At 62.3% G+C, this 26,368-nt stretch carries 21 protein-coding genes; 16 read left to right on the forward strand and 5 right to left on the reverse strand.

Annotated elements, in window-relative coordinates; translation table 11 throughout:
- Positions 1 to 79: 79 nt before the first annotated feature.
- The 3 genes from AC4P1R_RS12965 to AC4P1R_RS12975 all read left to right on the forward strand — a co-directional run bounded on the left by AC4P1R_RS12965 (position 80) and on the right by AC4P1R_RS12975 (position 1,712).
- Positions 80 to 898, forward strand: coding sequence for an N-formylglutamate amidohydrolase (locus tag AC4P1R_RS12965; RefSeq protein ID WP_151611591.1), 819 nt, complete (start codon positions 80 to 82; stop codon positions 896 to 898).
- A complete protein-coding gene (locus AC4P1R_RS12970) occupies positions 895 to 1,200 on the forward strand; it encodes a DUF1244 domain-containing protein (RefSeq protein WP_069459146.1) in 306 nt (101 codons plus the stop codon). The genes AC4P1R_RS12965 and AC4P1R_RS12970 overlap by 4 nt, the downstream gene beginning before the upstream one ends.
- 245 nt (positions 1,201 to 1,445) lie before the next feature.
- A complete protein-coding gene (locus AC4P1R_RS12975) occupies positions 1,446 to 1,712 on the forward strand; it encodes a DUF2312 domain-containing protein (RefSeq protein WP_069459145.1) in 267 nt (88 codons plus the stop codon).
- A 205-nt stretch (positions 1,713 to 1,917) separates the two neighbouring features.
- Here the strand turns inward: AC4P1R_RS12975 and AC4P1R_RS12980 are convergent, their stop codons facing one another.
- Entirely contained in the window at positions 1,918 to 3,720 is a 1,803-nt protein-coding gene (locus AC4P1R_RS12980) for a peptidoglycan L,D-endopeptidase MepK (RefSeq protein ID WP_492177060.1), read from the reverse strand.
- 177 nt (positions 3,721 to 3,897) lie between these two features.
- A complete protein-coding gene (locus tag AC4P1R_RS12985) occupies positions 3,898 to 5,430 on the reverse strand; it encodes a sigma-54-dependent transcriptional regulator (protein ID WP_083265345.1) in 1,533 nt (510 codons plus the stop codon).
- Positions 5,431 to 5,660: 230 nt separating this feature from the next.
- Here AC4P1R_RS12985 and AC4P1R_RS12990 point away from each other — a divergent pair, with 230 nt between their 5' ends.
- Genes AC4P1R_RS12990 through AC4P1R_RS13000 form a run of 3 tightly spaced genes read left to right on the forward strand, consistent with a single transcriptional unit; the run spans position 5,661 to position 9,351 of the window.
- On the forward strand, positions 5,661 to 7,529 hold the full coding sequence (locus tag AC4P1R_RS12990) for a M3 family oligoendopeptidase (RefSeq protein ID WP_492177061.1): 1,869 nt from the start codon (positions 5,661 to 5,663) through the stop codon (positions 7,527 to 7,529).
- A gap of 41 nt (positions 7,530 to 7,570) precedes the next feature.
- Complete coding sequence (locus tag AC4P1R_RS12995) at positions 7,571 to 8,728, forward strand: aminodeoxychorismate synthase component I (RefSeq protein ID WP_492177748.1); 1,158 nt, start codon at positions 7,571 to 7,573, stop codon at positions 8,726 to 8,728.
- A complete protein-coding gene (locus tag AC4P1R_RS13000) occupies positions 8,725 to 9,351 on the forward strand; it encodes an aminotransferase class IV family protein (RefSeq protein ID WP_492177062.1) in 627 nt (208 codons plus the stop codon). Before AC4P1R_RS12995 ends, AC4P1R_RS13000 begins: the two co-directional genes overlap by 4 nt.
- Here AC4P1R_RS13000 and AC4P1R_RS13005 read toward each other — a convergent pair.
- Positions 9,316 to 10,266 carry a GGDEF domain-containing protein gene (locus tag AC4P1R_RS13005; RefSeq protein ID WP_492177063.1) on the reverse strand — a complete coding sequence of 317 codons (951 nt, stop codon included), beginning with the start codon at positions 10,264 to 10,266 and terminating at the stop codon, positions 9,316 to 9,318. The genes AC4P1R_RS13000 and AC4P1R_RS13005 overlap by 36 nt on opposite strands.
- 142 nt (positions 10,267 to 10,408) lie before the next feature.
- On the opposite strand from AC4P1R_RS13005, the gene AC4P1R_RS13010 reads away from it, so the two are divergent.
- From AC4P1R_RS13010 to hemH, 5 genes are all read left to right on the forward strand, one after another.
- Complete coding sequence (locus AC4P1R_RS13010) at positions 10,409 to 11,287, forward strand: heme-dependent oxidative N-demethylase family protein (protein ID WP_069459139.1); 879 nt, start codon at positions 10,409 to 10,411, stop codon at positions 11,285 to 11,287.
- Between the two features lie 285 nt (positions 11,288 to 11,572).
- Positions 11,573 to 13,024, forward strand: coding sequence for a homospermidine synthase (locus AC4P1R_RS13015; protein ID WP_069459138.1), 1,452 nt, complete (start codon positions 11,573 to 11,575; stop codon positions 13,022 to 13,024).
- Between the two features lie 530 nt (positions 13,025 to 13,554).
- On the forward strand, positions 13,555 to 13,923 hold the full coding sequence (gene omp10 / locus AC4P1R_RS13020) for an outer membrane lipoprotein Omp10 (RefSeq protein ID WP_069459137.1): 369 nt from the start codon (positions 13,555 to 13,557) through the stop codon (positions 13,921 to 13,923).
- Positions 13,924 to 14,144: 221 nt separating this feature from the next.
- Positions 14,145 to 16,007, forward strand: a complete 1,863-nt coding sequence (locus AC4P1R_RS13025) for a 5'-nucleotidase C-terminal domain-containing protein (RefSeq protein WP_492177064.1) — start codon at positions 14,145 to 14,147, stop codon at positions 16,005 to 16,007.
- A gap of 113 nt (positions 16,008 to 16,120) precedes the next feature.
- A complete protein-coding gene (gene hemH / locus AC4P1R_RS13030) occupies positions 16,121 to 17,158 on the forward strand; it encodes a ferrochelatase (RefSeq protein WP_069459305.1) in 1,038 nt (345 codons plus the stop codon).
- A 96-nt stretch (positions 17,159 to 17,254) separates the two neighbouring features.
- On the opposite strand, the gene AC4P1R_RS13035 is transcribed toward hemH, so the two are convergent.
- Positions 17,255 to 19,144, reverse strand: a complete 1,890-nt coding sequence (locus AC4P1R_RS13035; protein ID WP_492177065.1) for a diguanylate cyclase — start codon at positions 19,142 to 19,144, stop codon at positions 17,255 to 17,257.
- A gap of 211 nt (positions 19,145 to 19,355) precedes the next feature.
- Between AC4P1R_RS13035 and AC4P1R_RS13040 the strand changes: the two genes are divergently transcribed.
- The 3 genes from AC4P1R_RS13040 to AC4P1R_RS13050 all read left to right on the forward strand — a co-directional run bounded on the left by AC4P1R_RS13040 (position 19,356) and on the right by AC4P1R_RS13050 (position 22,356).
- A complete protein-coding gene (locus AC4P1R_RS13040; protein WP_069459134.1) occupies positions 19,356 to 20,342 on the forward strand; it encodes an SPFH domain-containing protein in 987 nt (328 codons plus the stop codon).
- Positions 20,343 to 20,352: 10 nt separating this feature from the next.
- Positions 20,353 to 20,808, forward strand: a complete 456-nt coding sequence (locus AC4P1R_RS13045) for an NfeD family protein (RefSeq protein ID WP_069459133.1) — start codon at positions 20,353 to 20,355, stop codon at positions 20,806 to 20,808.
- Between the two features lie 117 nt (positions 20,809 to 20,925).
- The gene (locus tag AC4P1R_RS13050) at positions 20,926 to 22,356 is read left to right on the forward strand and encodes an outer membrane beta-barrel protein (protein ID WP_492177066.1); all 1,431 of its coding nucleotides are present in this window, start codon (positions 20,926 to 20,928) and stop codon (positions 22,354 to 22,356) included.
- A gap of 61 nt (positions 22,357 to 22,417) precedes the next feature.
- On the opposite strand, the gene galU is transcribed toward AC4P1R_RS13050, so the two are convergent.
- Positions 22,418 to 23,305: a UTP--glucose-1-phosphate uridylyltransferase GalU gene (gene galU / locus AC4P1R_RS13055; RefSeq protein ID WP_069459131.1), complete on the reverse strand. Its 888-nt coding sequence runs from the start codon at positions 23,303 to 23,305 to the stop codon at positions 22,418 to 22,420.
- 451 nt (positions 23,306 to 23,756) lie between these two features.
- Here galU and AC4P1R_RS13060 point away from each other — a divergent pair, with 451 nt between their 5' ends.
- Together AC4P1R_RS13060 and AC4P1R_RS13065 are read left to right on the forward strand one after the other, a co-directional pair.
- Entirely contained in the window at positions 23,757 to 24,974 is a 1,218-nt protein-coding gene (locus AC4P1R_RS13060; protein WP_069459130.1) for a lytic murein transglycosylase, read from the forward strand.
- A gap of 81 nt (positions 24,975 to 25,055) precedes the next feature.
- The gene (locus AC4P1R_RS13065) at positions 25,056 to 26,312 is read left to right on the forward strand and encodes an SGNH/GDSL hydrolase family protein (protein ID WP_069459129.1); all 1,257 of its coding nucleotides are present in this window, start codon (positions 25,056 to 25,058) and stop codon (positions 26,310 to 26,312) included.
- Positions 26,313 to 26,368 lie beyond the last annotated feature (56 nt).

Genomic DNA, 26,368 nt, shown 5'->3' on the forward strand with positions numbered 1-26,368 from the left:
AACTTGCGTCTTTTTCTTGCGGAAGGCGAATTTGCGTGCGATCAGGTTGCGACGTTCGAAACTCCCAGCACAAAACGGCATGCGGCACTACTCTCCCTACGAGATCATCAAGGGCAATCCGGCGCAAGGACTTGTGCTTCTGGCGGACCATGCGATGAACCGACTGCCGCCGGAATACGACCGGCTCGGTCTGCCTGAAAGCGCATTCGCGCGCCACATCGCCTATGATATCGGCATCGAGTCGCTGACACGGCAACTGTCGGCCGCGCTCGATTCACCAGCCGTTCTCGGCTGCTTTTCGCGACTCCTGATCGACCCCAATCGCGGTGAGGACGACCCGACACTGATCATGAGAATATCCGACGGCGCCATCGTCCCGGGCAACCATCCGATCTCCACGGATGAGTGGCAGAGGCGGCTGGACCGCTTTCACCGCCCCTATCACCAGGCGGTATCGCAGACGATCGCCGAAGTCGCGGCGGCCGGCGCCCGGGCCCCGCTGGTCATTTCGCTGCACTCCTTCACACCCGCCTGGAAGGGCGTGGCGCGGCCGTGGCATGCGGCCGTGCTCTGGGACAATGACCCCCGCGCCGTCTTTCCGCTGATCGAGCGTCTCGAGGCTGCGGGCGATATCCTCGTCGGGAACAACGAGCCCTATGACGGCGCGCTCAGGGGCGATACGATGTACCGGCACTGCATGGCGGCAGGCATCCCCCATGCGTTGATCGAGATACGGCAGGATCTGATTGCCGATGACACGGGCGTTGCCGCCTGGGCCGAACGCCTGGCGCCCATTCTCGCGGCGCTCAACGCCATGCCGGCGCTCCACGCCTATCAGCGCCACCCTTCGCGCACGGGCGCCTATCGCGACGGGGATGAAGAGGAGAAACTACTATGACCCAGCTCAGCGAGGAACAGCGCCTGGCGTTCGAAGCCGCCGCTTTCCGCCGGCTGGTCGAGCATTTGCGCAGGCGCAGCGACGTCCAGAACATCGACCTGATGAATCTCGCCGGCTTCTGCCGCAATTGCCTTTCGAACTGGTATCGAGAGGCGGCCGAGACTTCCGGGATCGCGATGAGCAAGGAAGAATCGCGCGAGATCATCTACGGCATGCCGTATGAGGAGTGGCGGTCGCGCCACCAGACGGATGCATCGGCCGAGCAGAAGACTGCCTTCGAGCGCAACCGGCCGAAGGAATAGGGAGTATTTTGCATCCAGGTGGGATCACCTGACGTCGCACAAATGCCACAAGAGCAAATAGAGAGATTGCGGCGCGCATGCGTTTGAGCGCATCCCGTTGTGGCTGTCAGAAGGCAGGCGGAATGCGGCGCCTGTGGCCAGCACGGCAGGAAATGCCGGCGCTGTTGCGCAATCGCCCTTGACCTCGGAGGCGGTTCGCGGCAGGTCACAGCACCTGCAAATTCATTCCCCAAAAGGAGACGACCATGTCGGATGCTCAAGGCTTCGCACGCGATCAGCTTCGCGCTTTCATCGAACGGATCGAACGGCTGGAAGAGGAGAAGAAGACCATCGCGGATGACATCAAGGATGTCTATGGCGAAGCAAAGTCGATGGGCTTCGACACGAAGATCCTGCGTAAGGTGATCTCGATCCGCAAGCAGGACCAGGACGAGCGCCTGGAGCAGGAAGCGATCCTCGACACCTACCTGCAGGCACTGGGCATGATGCCCGTGGCCGAGGACGCGGCGTAAGCCGATGCGGCAGCACGGGGTCTACTGCATGTCTCCTTCTCGATTAGAGGACAAAGACATGCAGTGATTCAAAGCGCTGCAGCGACGTTTGCGCATCCGATAAGGCGGGCGGCGCTGGAGATGAACGCGGCACGCGCGCCGCTTCTCACAACACAAACGAAAAAGTCCGCCGGTATGGCGGACTTTTTCGTTTAGGTAAAGGGGTTCAATTGGTACTGAATCTCTTCACTTCCATGAAATTCACGGCATTGCCGGTGAAGCGGGCCGTGTCGACGGTGCCAGCATCGCTGGAGAAGCCGGCCGCATAGATGGTGGTGGGCGCGGCTCTGAGCGAGCTGCTGACGAATCGTGGAGCCTTGACCGGTTTCGACAGCGTGGCGAAACGGCTCGTCGACAGGGCCCACTCGGAAATGATCTTCTGCGTCAGCTTCGGCTCGGTGCGCACCGAGGATCGCGACGCGGCTGCCGCGTCCTGCTTCTTTGGCCGCGCGCCCTTCGACGGCGCATCCGACTGCGTATCGAAGGCACTGTCGAAAATCGCGGCCCTGCCGTTCGTTTCCAATTGCGGCGCATAGGCCGCCACCCGCAGCGGCGGAGTGTCGATCTGCTCGGCGGCAGCGTTCGGCGCGGCCAGCGCCACCTGCGTGCCGGTCTCTGTCGGCGCGTTCAGCGGCTCGGCTATCGACGCGAAAGCCGGACGATCAGCGGCAGTCGGGATTTCAACCTCGACCTCCGCAACGGCGGCAAGCGCAGCCTGGCCTGCCGGACGGGTGTCCGGCACCGGCACGAAGCCCAGTTCCGCAACCCCGCCATCGGCGGAAGCCAGGAGCGTTTCGCCGTCGGCAGCCGCGTTGGCCCGGTCGAGCATCTGCGGCACAGGCACCGCAAGCGTACTCAGATCGGTGAATTCCGAACCCGGTGCCGGCGAAGTCTGCGGCATCACCGCCGCCAGCGCCTCCTGGGAGCTGTTCTTCTCCGGCGCGACGAGCGCGACGGTCACGCCGCTTTCCGCGGGCGCCTCCTTGAGGGCCGGACGTACACTCGGAACAGGCGCACTGAAATTCTGCTGTGCATCGGCGGAGGTCACGACACCCGGCAAAGCGTCCTGACCTGCCGCACTCCGCACCGAGGCCGGAGCCGCCGTTTCGCCACCGGCGGCAATCGCCATCGGCTCTTCATCCTCGTCCCCGCCGCCAAACAGCATGGCAAGCAGATTGCGACGCTTGCCCGCGTCGCCCGCGCCCTTGGCACCGCCACCGGCCACTTCGATCGCCGAGGCTCCAACGCGACGCTTGTAATCGGCAACCGCCTGCTCATAGCCGGGAAGCGGCCTGCCGTCGGCAGGAATGTGCATGGTCTTGCCGTCCGGGAAGAGCCGCACCAGTTCGTTGCGCGTCATGCGCGGCCAGGCGCGCACGCCGCCGACATCCATATGCACGAAAGGCGAGCCCGAGGTCGGGTAATAGCCGACGCCGCCGACCTGGAATTTCATGCCGATTTCACGGAGAGTCTTCAGCTTGACGTCCGGCAGATAGAAGTCCATCGCCTTGCCGAGCATGTGCTGGCTCTTCTTGGCAACGCCCTTCGAGCGCGACCGGAGCATGGAGTTCGTTGCCGGCGAGCGATAGGCGGAGACGACATGGATATAATCGCGCGAACCGCTCCTCTGGTAGACTTCCCAGACGAGGTCGAGGAGGCGCGGGTCCATCCTAGTCGGCTCGTTTCGCCGCCAGTCACGCAAGAAACGGTTGACCTGCTCCAGGCCCCTCGAATCGTAGCGGCCATTGCGCTTGAAGGTAATCTGCGCCTTTTCCCCGGTGTGAATGAAGTACAGCCTCAACGTGCGAGTCTGGCCGGCAGCCTCGACGGGCGGCGCCATGCCGGGGGTCACGAGAGAGCAAGCCAAGGCGATGGAAGCAAGGAACTGCGGTGCCTTACGGGCCACCGCCGAGCAGAGTCTGCGCGCTAGGGAACCGGCTGGTTCCTCCAAACCGAACAAATTTGGCATTCAATCCCCGTTCGACGGACAACCGTGCTTCGCTGTGTCCCATGACCGTCAATTAAGGTGACAGCATGGCAGATATGCCACAGTGGTCACCGTTCCTTATAGTATAGTGAACGGTTCCCTAACAAGGTCTAAACGGAGCGCCCAAGTTGCACGGCGAACGGCTGTGAATACGTGGGATTATGCGGCTTCGCGCAGAGGATTATCGGGATCGATGCCGTAATCCTTGAGCTTGCGATAGAGCGTCGAGCGCCCGATGCCGAGTTTGCGCGCCACCTGGCTCATCTGGCCGCGATAGAACTTCAGGGCAAAACGGATCAGTTCCTCCTCGACTTCAGCGAGTTTGCGCACGTCGCCGCCCTCGTCAACGCTGGCGATCGCATTCTCGAATCGCCCCTCCAATGTCCGCTCCGCTTTTTGGGAAGTGGCGATCTCGGCCCGAAAGTCCGCAAGCGCGTCGCCCTTCGGCCGCCGCTCCGGCCCCGCCTCCCCCCAGGAGAGACCGCCCCGGTCGGCAACGACATAACCCGGTATTTGCGTGGCGATCTGCGGAAAGTCCTTGACCGTAAGCTCGTTGCCCTCGGCAAGCACCACGGCGCGGAAGATCGCGTTTTCCAGTTGGCGGATATTGCCCGGCCAATCATAGGCGGTCAGAAGCGCCATCGCACCGCTCGAAGCAGTCAGGCGTTGATTGAGTCTCTGTTCGGCGGCGAAGCGCTCGACGAACGCACGCACCAGCACGGGGATGTCCTCCTTGCGCCGGCGCAGAGCCGGAATCGTGATCGGGAAAACATTGAGCCGGTAATAGAGGTCTTCGCGGAACCTCCCTTCGCGCACCTCGTTGATCAGGTCCTTGTTGGTGGCGGAGATCAACCGCACGTCGACCTTCTGCGGCTGGCGGGCACCGACCGTTTCGATCTCGCCCTGCTGGACGGCTCGCAGCAACTTCACCTGCACCTCGAGCGGCAGGTCGCCGATCTCGTCGAGGAACAGCGTGCCGCCGTCCGCCTCGGCGAATTTGCCCGCATGCTTTTCGGTGGCGCCGGTGAACGCGCCCTTTTCGTGGCCGAAGAGAATGCTCTCGACGAGGTTGTGCGGGATGGCGCCGCAATTGACCGTGATGAAGGGCTTGTTCGCGCGAGCGCTCGCCGCCTGGATCGCCCGCGCCACCATTTCCTTGCCGACGCCCGATTCGCCTTCGAGCACGATCGGAATATTCGACTGCGCGGCACGGCGGGCAAGGTCGAGAACGCGGATCATCGCCGGGCTCGCCGAGACGATGTCGTCGAAGCCGACGGCGCCCCCGCGCGGGCGCCGCGCGGTTTTGACCTTGCCGTCGCGGCTCGCCATCTTCAACGCGTTGCCGATGGCGATCGACAGGCGCTCCGGCGATACCGGCTTGACGAGGAAATCGAAGGCGCCGGCCTGCATCGCCTGGACCACCGTCTCGATGCCGCCCTGACCCGTCTGCACGACGACCGGCGTATCGACACCGCGTTCGGCAAGCGCCTCGAGGAAGCCGTGGCCGTTCATCTCCGGCATCAGCAGATCGAGCAGGATGACATTGACGATGCCGCCCTTGCGGTCCAGCAGTTCGAGCCCGCGACGCCCGTTATCGGCCACATGGGCAACATGACCCAGTCGTTCGATCATGTTCGTCAGCAATCGGCGCTGCACCGGATCGTCATCGATAACAAGAATATGGGATGTCACGAAAGCCTCCTGCTCTGGACACGCGGTACTCTTGGCCAACCTCATGTGCCAATTCATGCCACCATTCGTGCCACAAAGGGCTGAAGATCATGTTTTGGGAAATGCTTGCATTTTATCCATTGCGGGCGATAGCAATGGGCCCCATATCGCTTGCCTGCGGCACCTCTTCCCGGCCCGGTCCGAACTGGGGAAGGTTGCAGCAATTCAAAGTCCAAACGAGAGATACGCCAATGACATTCGCCTCGCTCCTTTCCGCCGGCTCCGGCCGATCCCGAGTGCGCGCGCAAGCCGGGCAGGCGGCGGGCGGAGGCGCCGAACTCGGCGACCTGCCGAGCTGGCGGCTCGAGGACCTCTATGTTTCCGCGAATTCCGAGGAATTCCGTGCCGACCTCGCAAAGGCGGAAGCCGATGCGATCGCCTTCGAGACCAAATGGAAGGGCAAGCTCGCGGAAGCCGCCCGAAAGACCGGGGACGAGGGCATCGGCGCGGCGGTAAAGGAACTGGAAACGCTCGAGGAGTTGATGGGCCGCATCGCCTCCTTCGCGGGGCTGACCTATTTCTCCGACACGTCCAAACCGGCAAACGGCAAACTCTATGGCGACGTGCAGTCGAAGCTGACCGACATCTCGGCACATCTCCTGTTCTTTTCGCTGGAGCTCAACCGCGTCGAGGATGCCGCGATCGACGCCGCTCTCGAAACCGACAGCCTCGCTGCGCACTACAAGCCCTGGATCCTCGACCTGCGCAAGGACAAGCCCTACCAGCTCGACGACCGGCTGGAGCAGCTCTTCCTCGAGAAATCGATGACCGGCGCCGCTGCCTTCAACCGGCTATTCGACGAGACCGTCGCTTCCCTCACCTTCACAGTCGACGGCGAGGCCCTGCCGCTCGAAATGACCCTGAACCTCCTGCAGGATCCATCTCCGGAGCAGCGCAGGAAAGCAGCCATGGCGCTTGCCGAAACCTTCAAGGCAAACATCCGCACCTTTGCGCTGATCACCAACACGCTCGCCAAGGACAAGGAAATCGCGGACCGCTGGCGCGGTTTCCAGGACATCGCCGACAGTCGCCACCTCGCCAACCGCGTCGAGCGCGAGGTGGTGGACGCACTTGCGGCAGCGGTTAAGGACGCCTATCCGCGTCTTTCCCATCGCTATTATGCGATGAAGGCCAAATGGCTTGGCATGGAACAGATGGAGTTCTGGGACCGCAACGCCCCCCTCCCCGAAGCGCCGAACGCGGTAATTCCCTGGGACACCGCCAAGGAAACGGTGCTTTCCGCTTATCACGGCTTCGCACCGGAGATGGCGGCGATCGCCCGGCAGTTCTTCGACGAGCATTGGATCGATGCGCCGGTGCGACCCGGAAAGGCGCCGGGCGCCTTTGCCCATCCGACGGTTCCCTCCGCGCATCCTTACGTTCTCGTCAACTACATGGGCAAGCCGCGGGACGTAATGACGCTCGCTCACGAGCTTGGCCATGGCGTGCACCAAGTGCTGGCCGGCGCTCAAGGGGCGTTGATGGCCTCGACGCCGCTGACGCTTGCCGAGACTGCCTCCGTCTTCGGCGAGATGCTGACCTTCCGCGCGCTGCTCGACCGGACCAGGGACAAGCGCGAGCGCAAGGCCATGCTGGCGCAGAAGGTCGAGGACATGATCAACACGGTCGTGCGGCAGATCGCTTTTTATGACTTCGAGCGCAAGGTCCACACGACCCGCAAGAAAGGCGAACTGACCGCCGACGATCTGGGCGAACTCTGGCTGTCGGTGCAGGGCGAAAGCCTCGGTCCGGCGATCCGGCTGTCAGAGGGATATGAGACCTATTGGGCCTATATCCCCCACTTCATCCATTCGCCTTTCTATGTCTATGCCTACGCCTTCGGCGATTGCCTGGTGAACTCGCTCTATGCCGTCTACCAGAACGCCGAGAGCGGCTTTCAGGAGAAGTATTTCGACATGCTGAAGGCCGGAGGAACCAAGCATCACTCCGAGTTGCTGGCGCCATTCGGGCTCGATGCCACCGATCCGTCGTTCTGGGCACAGGGCCTGTCGATGATTGAAGGGCTGATCGACGAACTGGAGGCGCTTGATAGGGCGTGACCGAGCCCATCCGGCAAGACCGACGACTGACTGCAACCCGTATGATCGAACACGCGCCCTTTGTCCTATTCCGGGATGACAGCGAAAACCTGACGACCGTCTTCGCCGAGCCGTCGCGCGTGATCACCGCGCGCACGCGGGCGGAGTTTCAGCTCGGCCTTGCCGAGCTCGATGCCGCCCACCACGCCGGGAAGTGGCTTGCCGGCTACATGGCCTATGAGGCGGGTCACCTCTTCGAGGAAAAGCTTGCGCTGTTTGCCGAGGAGAACCGCGAGACGCCGCTGATGTCCTTCGGCGTCTTCGACGCGCCGGCGGAAGACCATCCGCTCGCCACGCCGCTTCGGCGCACGGAGAACGAGCCGTTTCTCGCCGAGCCGCGTGCCGGTTGGAACCTGCCGGCCTACCGGCAGCGCTTCGAACGGCTGCACCAGCATCTGCGCCGGGGCGATTGCTACCAAGCGAACCTGACGATGCCGGTCTTCGCGCGCTGGTCCGGCGACCCGCTCGCCGCCTTCTGGTCGCTGATCGAGCGCCAGCCGGTGAAGTACGGCGCGTTTGTGGCGCTCGATGGGCCGCTGCTCTTGTCGCGCTCGCCCGAATTGTTCTTTCGTGTCGATGACGACGGCTGGATCGAGACGCATCCGATGAAAGGAACGGCGCCGCGCGGGTCTAACCCCGCTGAGGACGCAGCCATCATCCAGGCGATGCGGGACGACGAGAAGAGCCAGGCCGAGAACCGCATGATCGTCGACCTCCTGCGCAACGACATTTCCCGCGTCACCGAGGTCGGCTCGCTCGACGTGCCGAGACTTTTCGACATCGAGACCTACCCGACGGTTCACCAGATGGTGAGCCATGTGCGGGCGAAGCTTCTGCCCGGCATCGGCATCTCCGACATTTTCGCCGCGCTCTTCCCCTGCGGCTCCGTCACCGGCGCGCCGAAGATGCGGGCGATGGAGATCCTTCATGCGCTGGAGGCCGGTCCCCGCGACGCCTATTGCGGCGCCATCGGCTTCGTCGCACCGAGCGGCATCATGCGCTTCAATGTAGCGATCCGCACCATCTCGGTCTTTCCCGACGGCCGGGCAATCTTCAATGTCGGCGGCGGCATCGTCTTCGATTCCAAGGCCGAGGCGGAATATGACGAATGCCTGCTGAAGGCGCGCTTCGCCGTCGGCGATGCCGAGATCGCGCAATGACGGATTTCTCGCTGATCGAGACGCTGCGCTACGACCCGGCAGCGGGATTGGCTCGCCTCCGGCTGCATCTGGCACGCTTGACGCGTTCCGCCCGGCGGCTGGGATTTGCCGGCGCGGCCACCGCCGGGGAGCGCCTGGACGAGGCCGTGCGGGGCGCCGACCGGCCGCTCCGCGTCCGCCTCACGCTCAGCCGCGACGGCACCGTCGCGATTACGACCGCCCCCTTCACGCCGCTTGCCGACGATACGAGATGGCGGGCACGGATCGCGTCCACGCGGCTCGATTCCAGCGACTGGCTCCTGCGGATGAAGACGACGCGGCGCGAGGTTTATGAGGCGGCGCGCGGCGAATTTTCCCCGGAAGAGGCAGACGAGGTCATCCTTCTCAACGAGAAGGGCGAGGTCTGCGAGGGCACAATCACCTCGGTTTTCCTCGATGACGGCAGCGGCGAGCTGAAGACGCCGCCGATCGCCTGCGGCCTTCTCGCCGGTGTGCTTCGCACCGACCTCATCTGTGAGCGCCGTGCGCGCACCGCGCGCCTGCAACCGGCCGATCTTCAGCACGGCCGCCTCTTGCTCGGAAACTCGCTAAGAGGTCTGATCCGGGCGGAACTCGTGGTCTGAACCGGGCAGCGTGTAGCGCTTCACCCGATCGCGGCCCTCGCGCTTGGCGAGATGGAGCGCTTGGCCGGCGCGCACATAGATGTCGTTGACCTTGTCGCCCTCGCGATATTCCGCAAGTCCTGCCGAACAGGTGTAGTAGAATTCCGGAATGTTCGCTAGCGGTCTGGCGCTGCGTACTTTTACAAGCAGCCGATCAAGAATGAGGTTCGCTTCGCTGACGGTGGTGTCAGGCAGGATAAGCATGAACTCCTCACCGCCGATCCGGCCGAAACAATCGGTACGGCGCACGAAGCCCTGCATCTGGCGGGCGAAATCGAGCAGCACCTCATCGGCCCCGTGCGGGCCAAAGCGGTCGTTGATGGCCTTAAAATAGTCGATGTCGAGGATCGCCACGCACCCCCACATCTGTGGATTGTCGGCACAGTTTTGCACGAAGTCGGCAAGCTTTCCCAAAGTGTGCCGGCGGTCAGGGACGCTGATCAGTTCGTCCACCTGCGAGTCCCTGAGGGCGAAATCCCGGTCGCGCCGGTGCTTGCGCTCCTCCTCGCGCATCGCCGTGACGTCGGCTGCGATGGAAAGACGCCAACCCTTCTCGTCGACAGTCTCGGTCACGAACAGGGTGCGTCCATCATGCAGCTCGACTTCCGCGGTTCGGGTGTGGGCGCTGCCGCGGCGCTCGAGCGCGGCGTCGATCCAGCCTTCGATGTCGCTGGTCTCGATCATCGCTCCGCTGCCGGTCGCGTGGTTGCGGCGCGTGATCTCCGCCCAGGTCGGGGCCTCCTCCACGCCAACATGATAGGCGGAACGAAATGCCGCATTGGCAAAGCGCAATCGGTCATGCTGATCGTAAAGCGCGATCAGCACAGGCGTTCTGGCTTGCAGACCCATCAGGGCCTTGGCGTATTCACCGGTCACGTTTGGTCTGCTCCAGTTGGAACGGCATCCATCAATCACGGCGCGAAGCGGACGGCTCAACTTAAGCTATAGCACGAAACGCTTGTGACAAGTCGCATTAACATGCGAAACCCGAGGGAATGGTCAAGTCGAGTCATCTCGAATGAAGCACACGCCTTACGACGGCACGTCGAAGCCCTTTGCAATCGGTCTCGCCCAGCTCGATTCCGACCGGTGGATTGAGCCGGACGAGGCGCTCGACTTCTATCTATCGGAAAAGTCGCGGCTGCTGATCGAAAACCGCAGCAGCGTCTTCGCAGCCGCGGCGGAAAGCGGCAACGCCCAGCGGGAGCTTCTCTCGCTGCTCATGGATTATCTGTTGCGCCGCTATCCACATATCTATCGGCGCGATGGCGAGACGATAGTCGTCGGCGGGCGCGAAGTGAACCTGAATGGCGACCCCCCGATCCTCTCCGCCGGAGCGCTCATCCAGGATGATCTCGCCATCATGGAGTGCAAAGACGGCGAATGGCGCCTCACCGCCGCCTATATCGCCTTTCCCTCCTCTTGGTCGCTTGCGGAAAAGTTCGGCCGCTCGATGGACGAGATCCATGCGCCCGTTCCCGGCTTCGCAGCGGGCTCGCGCAATGCGGAACTGATCGCCCGCATGTTCGACCGGCTGCCGCCCGACCGCTTCGTCGAACGCTTCAACTGGGCAATAAACGCAGACGGCGCGCTGCACCTGCCGAAGTCGAAAACGGAAGACATTGGCGCAGAGGCCGTCGCCCTCGAAAAAGAGCGAACCTATATCCGGGTCGAAAGACAGACACTGCGAAAACTGCCGGAAACGGGCGCGATCGCGTTCACGATCCGCATCTACTCCGATCCGCTCGCGGCACTCGGGAGCCGCCCCGATGCGGCGAGGCTTGCCCTTTCTTTCATTACCCAGCTCCGCGAATTGACGCTGCCGCAAGCGGCCTACAAGGGCCTAGTCAGCAAGCGGGGAGCCCTGATTTCCGCCCTTGCCTCGATTGCCGGTTAAGCAATTATTGAGATCGCGGTTGACCGGCCGGCCCTTTTTTGTGACAGGAAACTGTGCTCTACAGCGCCGCGCGTCTTTTCAGGCGCGCAGAGATTGCTGCAGCAGGCCCCAAGAACGAACTACTGCATGTCTCCTTTTAATCAACCTCGGTTGAAGGACCAAGACATGCAGCAATTCAAAGTGCTACAGCGACCTTTGCGCGCCTGAAATGACGCGCGGCGCTGTAGGCCCGCCATTCCGCGCGTTCAATCACCACTGAGACGTTTTGCCAGGAGAAACGCTAAAATGTCAGACACCACTTATCCGGTCTATGGCGAGATAACCGGCCCGATCGTCATGATCGGCTTCGGTTCGATCGGCCACGGCACACTGCCGCTGATCGAGCGCCACTTCAAATATGACAAGAACCGGCTGATCGTGGTGGAACCGCGCGAAGATGCAAAGGATGCGGAGCTTTTCGCACACCATGGCGTGCGGCACGTCCGCGAATACGTGACCAAGGACAATTACAAGGAAGTCCTCAAGCCGCTGCTCACCGAGGGCGGCGGCCAGGGCTTCTGCGTCAATCTATCGGTCGACACCTCGTCGCTCGACCTGATGAAGCTCTGCCGGAAGCTCGATGTTCTTTACATCGACACGGTCGTCGAACCCTGGCTCGGCTTCTACTTCGACACTGAAATGGACAACGCCGACCGCACCAATTATGCGCTCCGCGAGACCGTCCGCCGCGAAAAGGAAAAGAACCCCGGCGGCACGACAGCGATTTCCACCTGCGGCGCCAATCCGGGCATGGTTTCGTGGTTCGTCAAGAAGGCTCTCTTGAATCTCGCCGACGACATCGGCCTCAAATACGAGGAGCCGCATCAGGACGACCGCGAGGCATGGGCGAAGCTGATGAAGAAGGTGGGCGTCAAGGGCATCCACATCGCCGAACGCGACACCCAGCGGACGAAGAACCCCAAGCCGCTCGACGTCTTCTGGAACACCTGGTCCGTCGAAGGCTTCATCTCTGAAGGTCTGCAACCGGCCGAACTCGGCTGGGGCACGCATGAAGAATGGATGCCCAAGAACGCGAAGCAGCACAAGAAAGGCTGCAAGGCGGCGATCTATCTCGAGCAGCCGGGCGCCAACACCCGCGTTCGCACCTGGTGCCCGACGCCCGGCCCGCAATATGGCTTCCTCGTCACCCACAATGAATCGATCTCGATCGCCGACTTCTTCACCGTTCGCGACAAGAATGGCGACGTCGCCTACCGTCCGACATGCCACTATGCCTATCATCCCGCCAACGACGCTGTCCTGTCGCTGCATGAGATGTTCGGCAATGGCGGCAAGGCGCAGCCGGAACTGCACGTCCTCGACGAAAACGAACTGGTCGACGGCATCGACGAACTCGGCGTGCTGCTCTACGGCCATGCCAAGAACGCATACTGGTACGGCTCGCGCCTGTCGCTCGAAGAGACCCGCCGCATCGCGCCCTACCAGAATGCGACCGGCCTGCAGGTGACGAGCGCCGTTCTCGCCGGGATGGTCTGGGCGCTGGAGAACCCGAACGCGGGCATCGTCGAGGCCGACGAGATGGACTACAGGCGCTGCCTCGAAGTGCAATCGCCCTATCTCGGTCCAGTCGAGGGCCACTATACGGACTGGACGCCGCTCGACGGCCGCCCGGGCCTCTTCCCCGAGGACATCGACACCCGCGACCCTTGGCAGTTCCGCAATATCCTGGTCCGCTAGAGCATTTTGCAGTCAGGTGGAATCACCTGACGTCGCACAAATGCGGCAAAAACAAGCAGATAGAGCGGTAGCGCGAACGTACGTGAGCGCATCCGCTCTAGCGCATCGGCCCGAAAATCGTACCCGATTTTCGGAAAGCTCGATACGCAGATTCAAACAGTTACAGCAACCATTGCGCGCCTGAAAAGACGCGCGGCGCTGTAATATGGCCGTCGGGGTATGGGCGCTGGTGCGCCCATTTGCTCCGGTTCAACAAGAATCGCCTGCGCCCGGGGCGGTCCGCTTCGGGCACTCATCGCGTTTCGGGCCTCGCAACAAGCCCGCTCTTGCGTTCAACTCCTGATCGCGGCATGGTTCCGCATCCCTGTCGGCGAGGCGCTTTGTGCACAAAAGTCGCTGCAGCGCCTTGAATTTCTGCCCGATTTTGCCTTTAGCCGGTTCCGGATCGAAGATTTATGCGCTAGAGCGGACGAGTGTGAAGCGGTTTTGCGTTCGCATCCGCTGCAATCTGTGACGCGGGAGAAACGCCAATGAAGCCATTCGCCACCCTTGCACTTCTTGCCGCCGCCGCGGCGCTGACATCATGCCACGCGACATCAAGGACCGTCCGACCGATGCCGCAGGCAAGCCAGCCCGCCGGTGTGGAAGGCGCCTGGGTCGATCCGAACGGCATCGTCTCTACATTCGCAGGGGGTACCTTCTCGACTCGGACTACCGACACCAACCAGCTTCTTGCCTCCGGCAGCTACGTCAATGTCAGCCCGACGCTGGTCGAGATCAACATGACCTCGCTCGTGCGCAACACGCAATCCAAGGTCAATTGCGCGCTGGTGACATCCAATCAGCTGAACTGCACCACGGACTCCGGCGCGCAATTCTCGCTGGCCCGCCAGGGTTGAGAAGAGGCATTCCTGAAATGTCTTCCAAAAGCCCCCGCCCCGGGGGCTTTTTCATTTCCGACGAGCGCTTTAACACTGATTCGACTGAGCGGAAGCACGACACGCTTAACGCTTGCAGTCGGCCGCGACTGGTGAAACCATCCGGCCTGGAAAAATCGGCCGCGGCCCCGGCGAAGGGCGTCGAAGTCGGACGACGTGCACAGGCAAACAGGGAGAACATCATGATCAGACACATGCGGACTGGCCTTATCACCGCCTCGCTTCTTGCGCTTTCATCGGGCGCCGCCTTCGCCGACTACGAACTGAACATTCTGCATATCAACGATCTCCACTCGCGCATCGAGTCGATCAACAAATATGATTCGACCTGCTCGGCCGAAGAGGAGGAGAAGAACGAATGCTTCGGCGGCGTCGCCCGCTTGAAGACGCTGATCGACCAGAAGCGACAGGAACTGGCCGGCAAGAATGTGCTGCTCTTGAACGCCGGCGACAACTTCCAGGGATCGCTTTTCTTCACGACCTATAAAGGTGACGCGGAAGCGGAGTTCCTGAACTTGATGAAATTCGACGCGATGACCGTCGGCAATCACGAGTTCGACGAGAGCGAGGACGGGCTCGCAAGCTTCCTCGACAAGGTCACCTTCCCGGTCGTGACCGCCAACGTGCTGCCGAGCCACAAGTCGAAGATCGGCGACCGAATCAAGCCGTCGATCGTTCTCGACGTCGGCGGCGAGAAGATCGCCGTCATCGGCGCCGTTGCCAACGACACCGCGGAACTCTCGTCACCGGGGCCGGACATCCTGATCGGCGAGGACGTGGCGACAATCACCAGCGCCGTCGAGGAAGTGAAGAAGCAGGGCGTCGACAAGATCATCGCGCTGACCCATGTCGGCTATCCGCGCGACCTGGCGGCGATCGCCAAAATCCCGGATGTCGATGTCGTTGTCGGCGGCCATTCCCACAGTCTTCTTTCGAACACCGACGAACATGCGGAAGGCCCCTACCCGACCATGGTCGACAATCCCGGCGGCTACAAGGTTCCGGTGGTACAGGCCGGCGCCTACACCAAATATCTCGGCGATCTCGTCGTCACCTTCGACGACAATGGCGTCGTGAAGAGCGCCAAGGGCGACCCGATCCTGATCGATTTCTCCGTCAAGCCGGACGAAGCTGTCGTCGCCCGCGTCAAGGAACTCGCCAAGCCGATCGAGGAACTGAGGTCCAAGGTTATCGCCAAGACGGAGGCGCCGATCGACGGGTCGCGCGAGAATTGCCGCGCCAAGGAATGCGAGATGGGCAGCCTGGTCGCCGACGCCATGCTCGAACGCGTTAAGGACCAGGGAGTTACCATCGCCATCACCAATGGCGGCGGCCTCAGAGCGTCGATCGACGCGGGCGACGTGACCATGGGCGAAGTGATCACCGTGCTCCCGTTCCAGAACACGCTTTCCACTTTTCAATTGAAGGGCTCAGAAATCCGCGACGCGCTTGAGAACGGATTGAGCCAGATCGAGGAAGGCGGCGGACGCTTCCCGCAGGTGGCGGGCCTCAAGATCGCCTTCGACGCGTCCAAGCCAGCCGGCAGCCGCCTCGTCTCCGTCGAAACGAAGGACGGCGAAAACTTCGTGCCGCTTGCCCCTGAAAAGACCTATTCGCTCGCCAGCAACAACTTCATGCGCGCCGGCGGCGACGGCTATTCCGTCTTCAAAACGAGGGGCGAGAACGCTTACGACTACGGTCCGGGGTTGGAAACGGTGCTCGCCGATTATCTTGCAGCACACCAGCCATTTACACCCTACACGGACGGTCGCATCACCGAGGTGGCTGCAGCGCCGGCGGCTGAGCTGGGAGCCGAGGCGAAACCGGCGGAGACGACCGCCGCCGCTACCGAGGCGATGCCCGAAGCGACGGCGGGAGCCGCCGGCCCGCAAAAGCACATCGTCGCCAACGGCGACACGCTTTGGGACCTCGCAGAGTCCTTCTACGGCAACGGCGCGGCATGGAGAAAGATATCGGCTGCCAATGGCGACCCGGCGCCGCGCAGGCTCGAGGTCGGCCGCGAATTGGAAATTCCGGCGAAGTAAGACAATCTCCCTCAAGTTTAGAGCCGGCGCGGGCTTTCCCGCGCCGGCTTTTCTTTTTAGAAGTGTTTGAAAGCAGAGGTGCCGCTCAATATATGGCGCCCATGAGGAAGACGATGACCGAAGCAACCGCAGAACCGATCGCCCCCGCTCATCCGCCCGTGAATTTCGGAAAGGTCGGTGTGTTGCTCGTCAATCTCGGCACTCCGGACGGCACCGATTTCGCCTCCATGCGCCGCTATCTCAGGGAATTCCTGAGCGACAGGCGCGTCATCGAATGGTCGCGCCTCTTCTGGTACCCGATCCTCTACGGTATCGTGCTCAACACGCGCCCGCGCAAGGTCGGCAAGGCCTATGAGCTGATTTGGAACAAGGAGAAGAACGAAAGCTGGCTGCGGACCTATACACGCAACCAGGCGGCACTGATGGCCGAGAGCCTCGCCGACAAGCCGCAGGTGGTTGTCGACTGGGCCATGCGCTACGGTCAGCCGTCGATCGCCTCGCGCCTGGAGGCGCTGCAGAAACAGGGCTGCGAGCGTATCCTGGTCTTTCCGCTCTATCCGCAATATGCGGCGGCAACGACCGCGACCGTAAACGACAAGGCCTTCGAGGCGCTTCTCAAGATGCGATGGCAGCCGGCCCTGCGTACCGTTCCGCCCTATTACGACGATCCGGTCTATATCGACGCGCTCGCCGCCTCGATCGATCACCACCTGGCGACGCTCGATTGGCAGCCCGAGGTCGTCCTTGCCTCCTTCCACGGCATCCCGAAAAGCTACTTCGACCTCGGCGATCCCTATTACTGTCAGTGCCAGAAGACGGCGCGCCTACTCAAGGAAAGGCTGGGCTGGCCGAAGGAGAAGCTGCAGGTTACCTTCCAGTCGCGCTTCGGTCCGGAGGAATGGCTGCAGCCCTACACGGACGCGACGGTCGAGAAACTTGCCAGGGACGGCGTCAAGCGCATCGCAGTGATCAATCCCGGCTTCGTCTCCGACTGTCTGGAGACCCTGGAGGAAATCGCCGGCCAGGCGGCCGAAAGCTTCCTCCACAATGGTGGCGAGAAATTCGCGCATATCCCCTGTCTGAACGACAGCCCCGGGGGCATGGCGGTGCTCCACCACGTCGTGCGGCGCGAATTGCAGGGGTGGGCTTAACGGCCGCCACTCGGCCTTCCGCTTGACGCTGCAGAGCGAAAGACCCAGGGTAAGAGCAAGCTCTTGCAAACTGGCGCAGACCGTGCCTCCTCGGTACTATCCGACTTTCTTCATGGCCGCCGGGTCGTCGGCGATCGAACGGATGAGAACGCGATTGCGCCCCTGCACCTTGGCATCATAGAGCGCGGCGTCCGCCTCCGAGAGAAGAAGATCCGGCTGCGTCTGCAGGACTGGGCCGCTCGCAACGGCTATGCCAATGCTGGCGGTCACTTTCCGGAACTCGCTCTGCGAATGGACGATATTCTCACCCTCGAGAAGTTCCGCGAACTGTTCCGCAACCGTGATCGCGCCCTTCTCGTTGGTATCCGGCAGAAGGACCACGAATTCCTCGCCGCCGTAGCGGGCGACAATGTCGGCGGGTCGTTTCGCCGACTTCAGCAGACAGTTGCTCACCTGGCGCAAACATTGATCGCCGGCAGGATGCCCGTAGGTGTCGTTATAGGCCTTGAAGCGGTCGATATCGATCATCAGCAGGCTGAGTGAAGCATCGTTCCTGGCGCACTTGGCCGCCTCGCGCTCAAAGGCCTCGTCGAAGGCGCGGCGGTTGACGATTCCGGTCAGGCCGTCCGTCTCCGCCAGGTTCTTCAACTGCTCGGCCGACACCCGAAGCGCGATTTCGGACTGCTTCGTCGCGGTGATGTCGGAGACGACCACCATCGCGCTGCCGTCCGCCGCAAGCCTCGTGCGAATGCTGAGCCAGTCTCCATTCTGGAGTTGAACCTCTTCATCCTTGTTCTGGTGCAAAGCGGCGCTGAGCGACTTGATCCACTCTTCCACCGCCTCATAGTCGACTCCGGAACGCTCACGCGTTTCGGCGACGCGTCGCAGAATTTCGCTGATATGGGCGCCGATTACCCGGGCGCCTCCGGAGAGCGGGAAAGCCCTGCGATACTGCTCGTTGCAGAAGAGCAGGTAGCCTTCCCTGTCGAACATCGCAAACCCATCCGACATTCCCGCGATCGCATGGGAAAGCAGATCCTTGTTTTCCCGCAGTTCCCGCTCCAGAGCAACCCGTTCCGTAACGTCCCGCGTAACGCCTGCAAGGCCGATCACGCGGCCCTCCATATCCCTGAGCGGGACCTTGGAGGCGAGAAGATCTCTGCCTTCGATGTGCTCGACGGAGTCGATCAGAGGCACGCCCGTGCGCATGACCTCCTGCTCGCTGTGATAGAGCTCTTCTGCCAGCCGCAGCGGCTGGAGATTAAAATCCGACAGGCCGACCATCTCCGCTGTCGTCCTGTAGCGGTAGAGCCGGATCATGTTTTCGTTGACGGTGATGAAGCGGCTGTCCCTGTCCTTGACATAGAGATAATCGGGCGATTGCGAAAATGCGGTCTCGAGCATCCGGCGCTCGAGGTCCAGCTGACGTGTTTTCAGGATGACGACGCCGCAGATCAGCGTCGCCGTCACATTCATCGCCGTCATGGGCAGGCCGATTGCGGCGAGCGTGCGAGCATTCGAAAGAGTGGGCAACAGCGCCATCGTTAGGACAAGCACGCTGCCGACGGCGGCGGCGAGCATGACGACGTGCATGAAGGTCGGCGGCTTCTTCTTCATGCAGAGATTGGCGAGGAGGCCGACCGTCGCAAGAGCGGCCATGACCAGTATACCCTCTGAGGCAGCTGCTCCGCCGAGCACGAGACGAACGGCGACCGCCAGTGTCAAGGCGATCGCGGCAGAGAGCGCCCCGCCAAACATCCCGGCAAGCACGAGCGGTGCGAAACGCAGGTCGATATAGATGCCCGGCGCGAACTCGATGGCGAGCAGAATGGAGCCGATGGAGGCGCCGCCTGCGATGGCCCCGAGCACGGCGTTTTCACGATCGGCCAGCCGCGAGCGGAACCAGATCGACAGATGCGCCCAAAGAGAAATTGCCAAGCTTACGAAAGCAAGATTGCCTACAAATTGCCCCCACATGCCATTCATCACGCTGCATCGGCCTTCCAAAAGATTCTCAAGGCCACCAATACGCGAAAACTCCTTTGAGCTTTCTTAAGGCGAGTCTGACATTGCGCACAGTTTTCTTTCGCAGCCGAGCCGGTTTCGCCCGCTGCCGCTTGAAAACTCGGAGCGAATCGCCACGTGTTGGGTTGAAGCGGCACATCTATCGCTTAAGTTGAACAGTGGAGGACTATCCTTGGGCGGCCTGGATATCGCGGTCATTGCTTTCGTCGTCTTCGTCCTTCTGGTGCTCCTCACCGGGGTCAAGACCGTACCGCAAGGCTATCGCTACACCGTCGAGCGCTTCGGCAGATACATAAGGACCATCGAACCGGGGCTGAACATCATCGTGCCCGTCTTCGACCGCATCGGCGCGAAAATGAACGTGATGGAGCAGGTTCTCGACGTGCCCACCCAGGAGGTGATCACCAAGGATAATGCCAGCGTTTCGGCTGACGCAGTCGCCTTTTATCAGGTCCTGAACGCCGCCCAGGCCGCCTACCAGGTCGCCAATCTCGAGAACGCCCTCCTTAACCTGACCATGACCAACATTCGATCGGTTATGGGGTCGATGGATCTCGACGAATTGCTCTCCAACCGCGATACGATCAACGATCGCCTCTTGCGCGTCGTCGACGAGGCGGCCAATCCCTGGGGCATCAAGATCACCCGTGTCGAGATCAAGGACATCGCACCGCCGACGGACCTCGTCGAGGCCATGGCCCGGCAGATGAAGGCGGAGCGTGAGAAGCGCGCACAGGTGCTGGAGGCCGAAGGCGCAAGGAACGCCCAGATTCTCCGCGCCGAAGGCGCCAAGCAGTCGGCCATCCTCCAGGCCGAGGGGCAGCGGGAAGCCGCCTATCGCGAAGCGGAAGCGCGCGAACGCCTGGCAGAGGCTGAAGCCAAGGCGACCCGAATGGTCTCCGAAGCGATTGCTGCAGGCGACGTCCAGGCGATCAACTACTTCGTGGCGCAGAAATATACCGAGGCCCTGGCGTCGATAGGTACCGCAAATAACCAGAAGATCGTCCTGATGCCGATGGAAGCAGCCTCGCTGATCGGTTCGCTTGGCGGCATCGGCGCAATTGCCCGAGAGGTCTTCGCCGAGGGCCAGCCAGCCGCGCGTTCGCGTGCCTCCACGCCGCGCAGCGGTCCGGCCTCCGGTCCGCTCGAGACGCCGTGAGGTCCGCTCCATGGTCGCCCGCCTCGTTCTCGAACTCGGTCCCTGGAGCTGGTGGGTTCTGGGCCTCGTGCTGCTGGCGGCGGAAGTGCTCGTTCCCGGCGTATTCCTGGTGTGGATCGGGCTTGCGGCGCTCATCATTGGCGTTCTGTCCCTGCTCCTGTGGGACGCGGCATTCTGGCTCTGGCAGGTCCAGCTCACCGCGTTCGCCCTGCTCTCCATGATCGCGGTCCTGATTGGGCGCCGCATCGTCGCCACCTCCGAGGAGAGCGACGAGCCGCTGCTCAACAAGCGTGCCGAAAGCCTGGTCGGCCGCACCGCGGTGCTCGAACAGCCAATCGCCGAGGGCCATGGGCGCGTGCGCCTTGACGATACGACCTGGGCGGTCGAGGGACCCGATCTTCCCGCGGGCACACGCGTGCGCATCGTCGCCAGCGCCGGAAGGCACCTGACGGTTGAGCGTGCCTGATGGGGGTTGAAAGACTTGCGGCGCTGTTTGGCTGATGCGCTCAACGGAAACCATTGATTAACCACGCCGCTTTACGATTGTGAAAGAATTGCAATCGGACATGCGGACAAGCGATCGATGGCGCCCATTACCTCACGCTCTCAATTGGCGGGCGCCATGCGGGTGACAATGCCAGCGTGGCTGTTGGCCGGCTGGACCGCTTTCGCTCCGACACCCGCTTTGGCGCAGAGTCTCGCACCCCTTGGGAACGACAGCGTCGCCACCAGCCTGACCGGCACGAGCCCGGCCATTAGTGATCCGCAGACGACCGGCGCCGTTGCCGGTGCGGATCTCTCGCCGGCGCTCGACGAGGATCTCAACCGCCTCAACCGACGCGAAGATACCATCGACGGGCTGCGCGCCCGCCCCGATCCCTATGGCGACGAGGCGGCGGGTATCCGGATCGGCACCTTCGTCCTGAAGCCTGCGCTCAGCGAAAGCTTCAATCATGAGCGGCAGGAGACCGGCGGCGACAGCCAGAGCCGGAGCTTCCTCGAGACCGGCCTCAAAGGGTCGTTCACCTCGGATTGGTCGCGCCATCAGTTGAGCGTGACCGGCGAAGGCGTGCTGCAGCACAATGTTTCGGGCGAGGGTGAAGAAGAACCACGTGCCGACATCGATGCGGAACTGCGGCTCGACTTGAGCGAGGACACCATAGCCAGGCTCCGGGCAGGCTACAGCTTCGAGCGCGAAGACGCCAGCGATCCGAACGCGATCGCCAATGCAGAGACCCAATCCGGCGTAAACAGTTACAGACTCGGCGCGGCGGCGGAGCGCGACTTCGGCATGATCCGGGGCGCGATCGGCATTGATTTCGAACGCCTCACCTATGGCGATGTCGAGCTCGACGATGGGACCACGGTGTCACAGGAGGACAGGGGCCGCAACATCGGTACGCTTACCGCACGCATCGGCTTAGAGCTCTCCCCGGCGCTCATCCCCTTCCTCGAAGGCTCCGTCGGAAAATCGGTCTATGATCTCAGGCAGGATACGCTCGGCTTCGAACGCTCCTATCAGAGCTATGCCGGCCGTGCCGGCGTGGAGGTCGATCTCGGCGAGAAGCTCAACGGTGAGCTCGCGGCCGGCTACGAGGCCCACCGTTTCGACGATGCACGGCTCGGCGATCTCCGCGGGCTATCGGTCGACGGGCGTATCAACTGGTCGCCGCAACGCGGCACCGATGTCCTGTTCGGCTTCCTGACGTATCTTGACCCGTCCACCACAGCCGGCGAGGCGGGATCGATCAATTATCAGCTGACGAACGTGGTCACGCATCAGATGAGGTCGGATATCGCCGCCAGGCTCTCCAACAGCGTGACGCTGCGCAATTTCCCTTCGGGTGCTGCCGGCTCTGACGAGACAACCTGGCGCACGGGCGCCGGGCTGACCTATGACATGAGCCGCTACCTCGCGCTCACCGGAGATGTGAGCTACGAGCGCACGAACAGAGACAGCGGGACTTCGAGCGAAACAGCGCGCGTGGGTGTTGGACTCACGCTGCGACGCTGATTGCCAGTAAACGCGAACGGCCACGCCCCAACATGGGGCCGGAATTCGCACCCAACTTGGATCACTTGAGCCTTTCCAGCAATCCCTTGAGCGGTCCCTCGACCACCGGACGGATGTCGGCGCGCTCCAGCGCAAAGGCGACGTTGGCGAGGATGAAGCCGTCCTTGGCGCCGCAATCGAAGGTCTCGCCGCGGAAGTGATAGGCTGCAAAGGGCTGCGTCTCGGAAAGCTTCACCATACCGTCGGTCAGTTGGATCTCGTTGCCGGCACCGCGCTCCTGGAGTTCCAGGATGGGGAAGATTTCCGGCTGCAGGATGTAGCGGCCGTTGATGAAGTAGTTCGAAGGCGCCGTGCCCGGTGCGGGCTTCTCGACCATTCTGGTGATACTGAAGCCGTCGCCGACCGGCTCGCCGACGCCGACGATGCCGTATTTGTGCGCCTGGTCGGGCGCGCATTCCTCGACGGCGACGACATTGCCGTTGCTCTCTTCGTAAAGCTCGACCATGCCCTTGAGGCAGCCCTTCTCTCCCTTCATGATCATGTCGGGAAGAAGCAGGGCGAAAGGTTCGTTGCCAACGAGATCGCGCGCGCACCAGACCGCGTGCCCCAGGCCGAGCGGTGCCTGCTGGCGTGTGAAGCTCGTGGTGCCGGCCTTCGGCAGCATGGCTTCGAGAAGCTCGATTTCTGCCTTCTTGTTGCGTTCCCGCAATGTCTGATCGAGTTCGACCTGGATGTCGAAATAGTCCTCGATGACCGCCTTGCTGCGGCCCGTCACGAAGATCAGATGCTCGATGCCCGCTTCGAGCGCCTCGTCGACGACATATTGGATGACCGGCTTGTCCACCACCGTCAGCATTTCCTTCGGCACGGCCTTGGTGGCGGGAAGGAAGCGCGTCCCCAGTCCCGCGACGGGGAAGACGGCTTTGCGGACTTTACGCTTTTCGGTCATGGAAACCTCCTTGCAGTGGCAATGGTTCTCTTCTACAGCGCCGCCGTCGTTTCAGACGTGTCGCTGCGGCATTCTGATTGCTGCTTGTCTCCTAAATCGAGGCTTTAGGGAGACACGCAGCCGCCTGAACCAGGCAATCCAACTGGAACAGGCCTGCGCCGACCAAGGGCGTGAGTTCCTGTAACGATTTGAATCTCTGCACGCTTTCCATAATCGACTCCGATTGACGAAAACTTGCCGAGACGCGGTTTGCCGACTTTCCATCGTGGAAGACGACTCGCCACATTCATGGTAAAGACTTTGTTGACCTCGTTTCTGTAGGCTTCTCCACTGAACCGTCGCGGCTGATGCCGTACGGCCTCAAGTAGGACCCGACATTCGCAATCCGGAGTAATCGGTCCGGCATGAACACCGGCTGAACGCTCCGCCGAGAAACGGAACCGACAGCAAAATGATCACAAACCGCAGGACGTTCTTCCGGCATATAGCCGCCGCTCTCGTCATCGCCGCCGCGTCTGGTGCCTCGCCTGCGCGCGCAGACGCGGGTTTTCGAAACTGGATCAATGACTTCTACGCGACCGCGGCCAAGAACGGCATCTCCAGGGAGACTTACCGCCAAGCCTTTGCCGGCGTAACGACGCCCGACCCCACGGTCATCGAGAAAGCCAACCACCAACCCGAGTTCAAGCACAAGATTTGGGAATATATCGACTCGCGAGTCAATCCGTATACCAAGCGCATCGGCCAGGAAATGGCGGCCAGGCATGCGCGGACGCTCGCTGCCATCGAGCGGCATTTCGGCGTCGACGGATCGGTGCTTTTGGCGATCTGGTCTATGGAATCGAATTACGGCGCCATCCTCGAGAAAGACGACCGGCTGCACTACGTGCCGCGCGCGCTGGCGACCCTTGCCTATGCCGACTCGAAGCGGGCGAAATTTGCTCGCACGCAGCTCATCGCAGCCTTGAAGATCCTGCAGAGCGGCGATGTGGCGCCGCGTGACCTCACCGGTTCCTGGGCCGGTGCGATGGGCCATACACAATTCATTCCGACGAGTTACCTGCTCTACGCCGTCGACGCCGATGGCAACGGTCATCGCGACATCTGGAACTCGGTTCCGGACGCACTGGCAACCGCAGCCAATCTTCTGAAAAAGAACGGCTGGCGGACTGGCGAGACCTGGGGCTACGAAGTGGTGCCGCCGGTCAATGCCGCGAAATATTCGGGCCAGACGAAGACGATCGGACAGTGGGCGGCGCTCGGCTTCGTTCGGCCGGGGGGCAAGGGCTTCCGCAATCCCGGCATGCGGGCCGAACTCAAGCTGCCGAGCGGCGGCAATGGTCCCGGCTTCCTGATGACGAGGAATTTCTTCGTCATCAAACGCTACAACGCTTCGGACTCTTATGCGCTCGGCGTCGGCCTGCTCGCCGACCAGATTGCCGGCTATTCCGGCATGCACCAGCGCTGGCCGCGCCCGGACGGCTCCCTCGATATTAGCGAGAAGTTCGAGCTCCAGAGCCGCCTCAAGGAGCTTGGCTACTACAGCGGCGAGGTGGACGGCAATTTCGGCTCCGGATCGCGGGCCGCGATCCAGGCGTTCCAGGCGCAAAATGGTCTGACACCGGACGGTGAGCCGAACCAGCATCTCCTGCGCGCGCTGCGAAAGTGAGTGGAACGACCCAGCTTTCAATTGCGGCGATTTGCGGCTCGACGGTCCCAAATTGCCGCGATCCGGCGTATGATGAGGGCCATGTTTACAGAGAGAACCGGCGGCAAGGGAAAGATCTTGCATTCGCTCCGTTTCGCAGCCGTGCTCGCGGCGGCGGCGGCGATGCTCGTTGCCGGCTTTTTTGCCACCATGGCCGCGGCACAGGAGCCGGTTCCGCGGCGCAACCTGCTGCAGCGCATTTTCGGTCTGGGCCAGCGACCGATCTATTATGACGACCGATACGCCTACCCTGAGGCACCGAGGCCGCGGCGAATCCAGAAACGCAAGGCACAGCCCACAGGCGTCCAGCAACGGCGCCAGCAGAGCGCCAGGCCGCGCATCGCCGAGACGCCGCCGCCTGCCCCGGTCGTCGACAAATCGCCGGATGCGAAGAAGGTGCTGGTCGTCGGCGACTTCGTTGCCGCGAGCCTCGGCGACGGCCTTAAGGTCGCCTTCGAGGAGACGGCGAACATAGCCATCGAAACGCGCGCCAGCGGTTCCTCGGGCCTCGTGCGCGACGATTATTTCGGCTGGCCGGAAGTTTTGCCCGGTTACGTGGCAGAACTCAGTCCCGCTGCGGTCGTCATCAGCATCGGCGCCAACGACCGCCAGACGATGCGCGTCGGCGACAGCAAGGAAAAGTTCCGGACCGATCGCTGGACCGAAGAATATCGCAGGCGCGTCGGCACGATGGCGGCGATCGCACGGAAGGACAATCTGCCGGTCTTCTGGGTCGGCATGCCGCCCTTCCAATCCAGCGCGATGACCGCCGACATGGTGACCTTCAATGGCATCTATCGCGAGGAGGCCGAAAAGGCGGGCGGCCATTTCATCGACATCTGGGACGGCTTCGTCGACGAGCAGGGCAAGTTCGTGCTGACCGGTTCGGATATCAACGGGCAGCAGGTCCGGTTGCGCGGCTCCGACGGCATCAATCTGACGAAGGCCGGCAAGCGAAAGCTCGCCTTTTATGTCGAGAAGGAGATCCGCAAGCTGCTCGGTGGCATGACGTCAGGCAGCGATATTCCTGGCGCCGAGGGTCTCAAGGATCTCGGCGTCACAACACCGCTCGCCAGCGAGGACATCGTCAGGACCCAGCCGATCAGCCTGACGGACCCGGCACTCGACGGCGCGACGGCGCTTCTCGGTGCGGGCGATCCGCCGAAAGGGAATGGCAAGAGCGCGAGGGACCTGCTCGTCGAGAAGGGCGAGGTGGTCGCAGCCCCGCCCGGCCGCGTTGATGACTTTCGCCTCGCGAAGCCGGAGACGGTGATCAGCAAGCCATTGATGCGGAATTGAGCAATCCGGTCGGTGATCACTGCTTGGAAGGTCCGCTGTCAGGCATCCTTCATCCC

Source organism: Sinorhizobium sp. Y406, assembly GCF_058732025.1.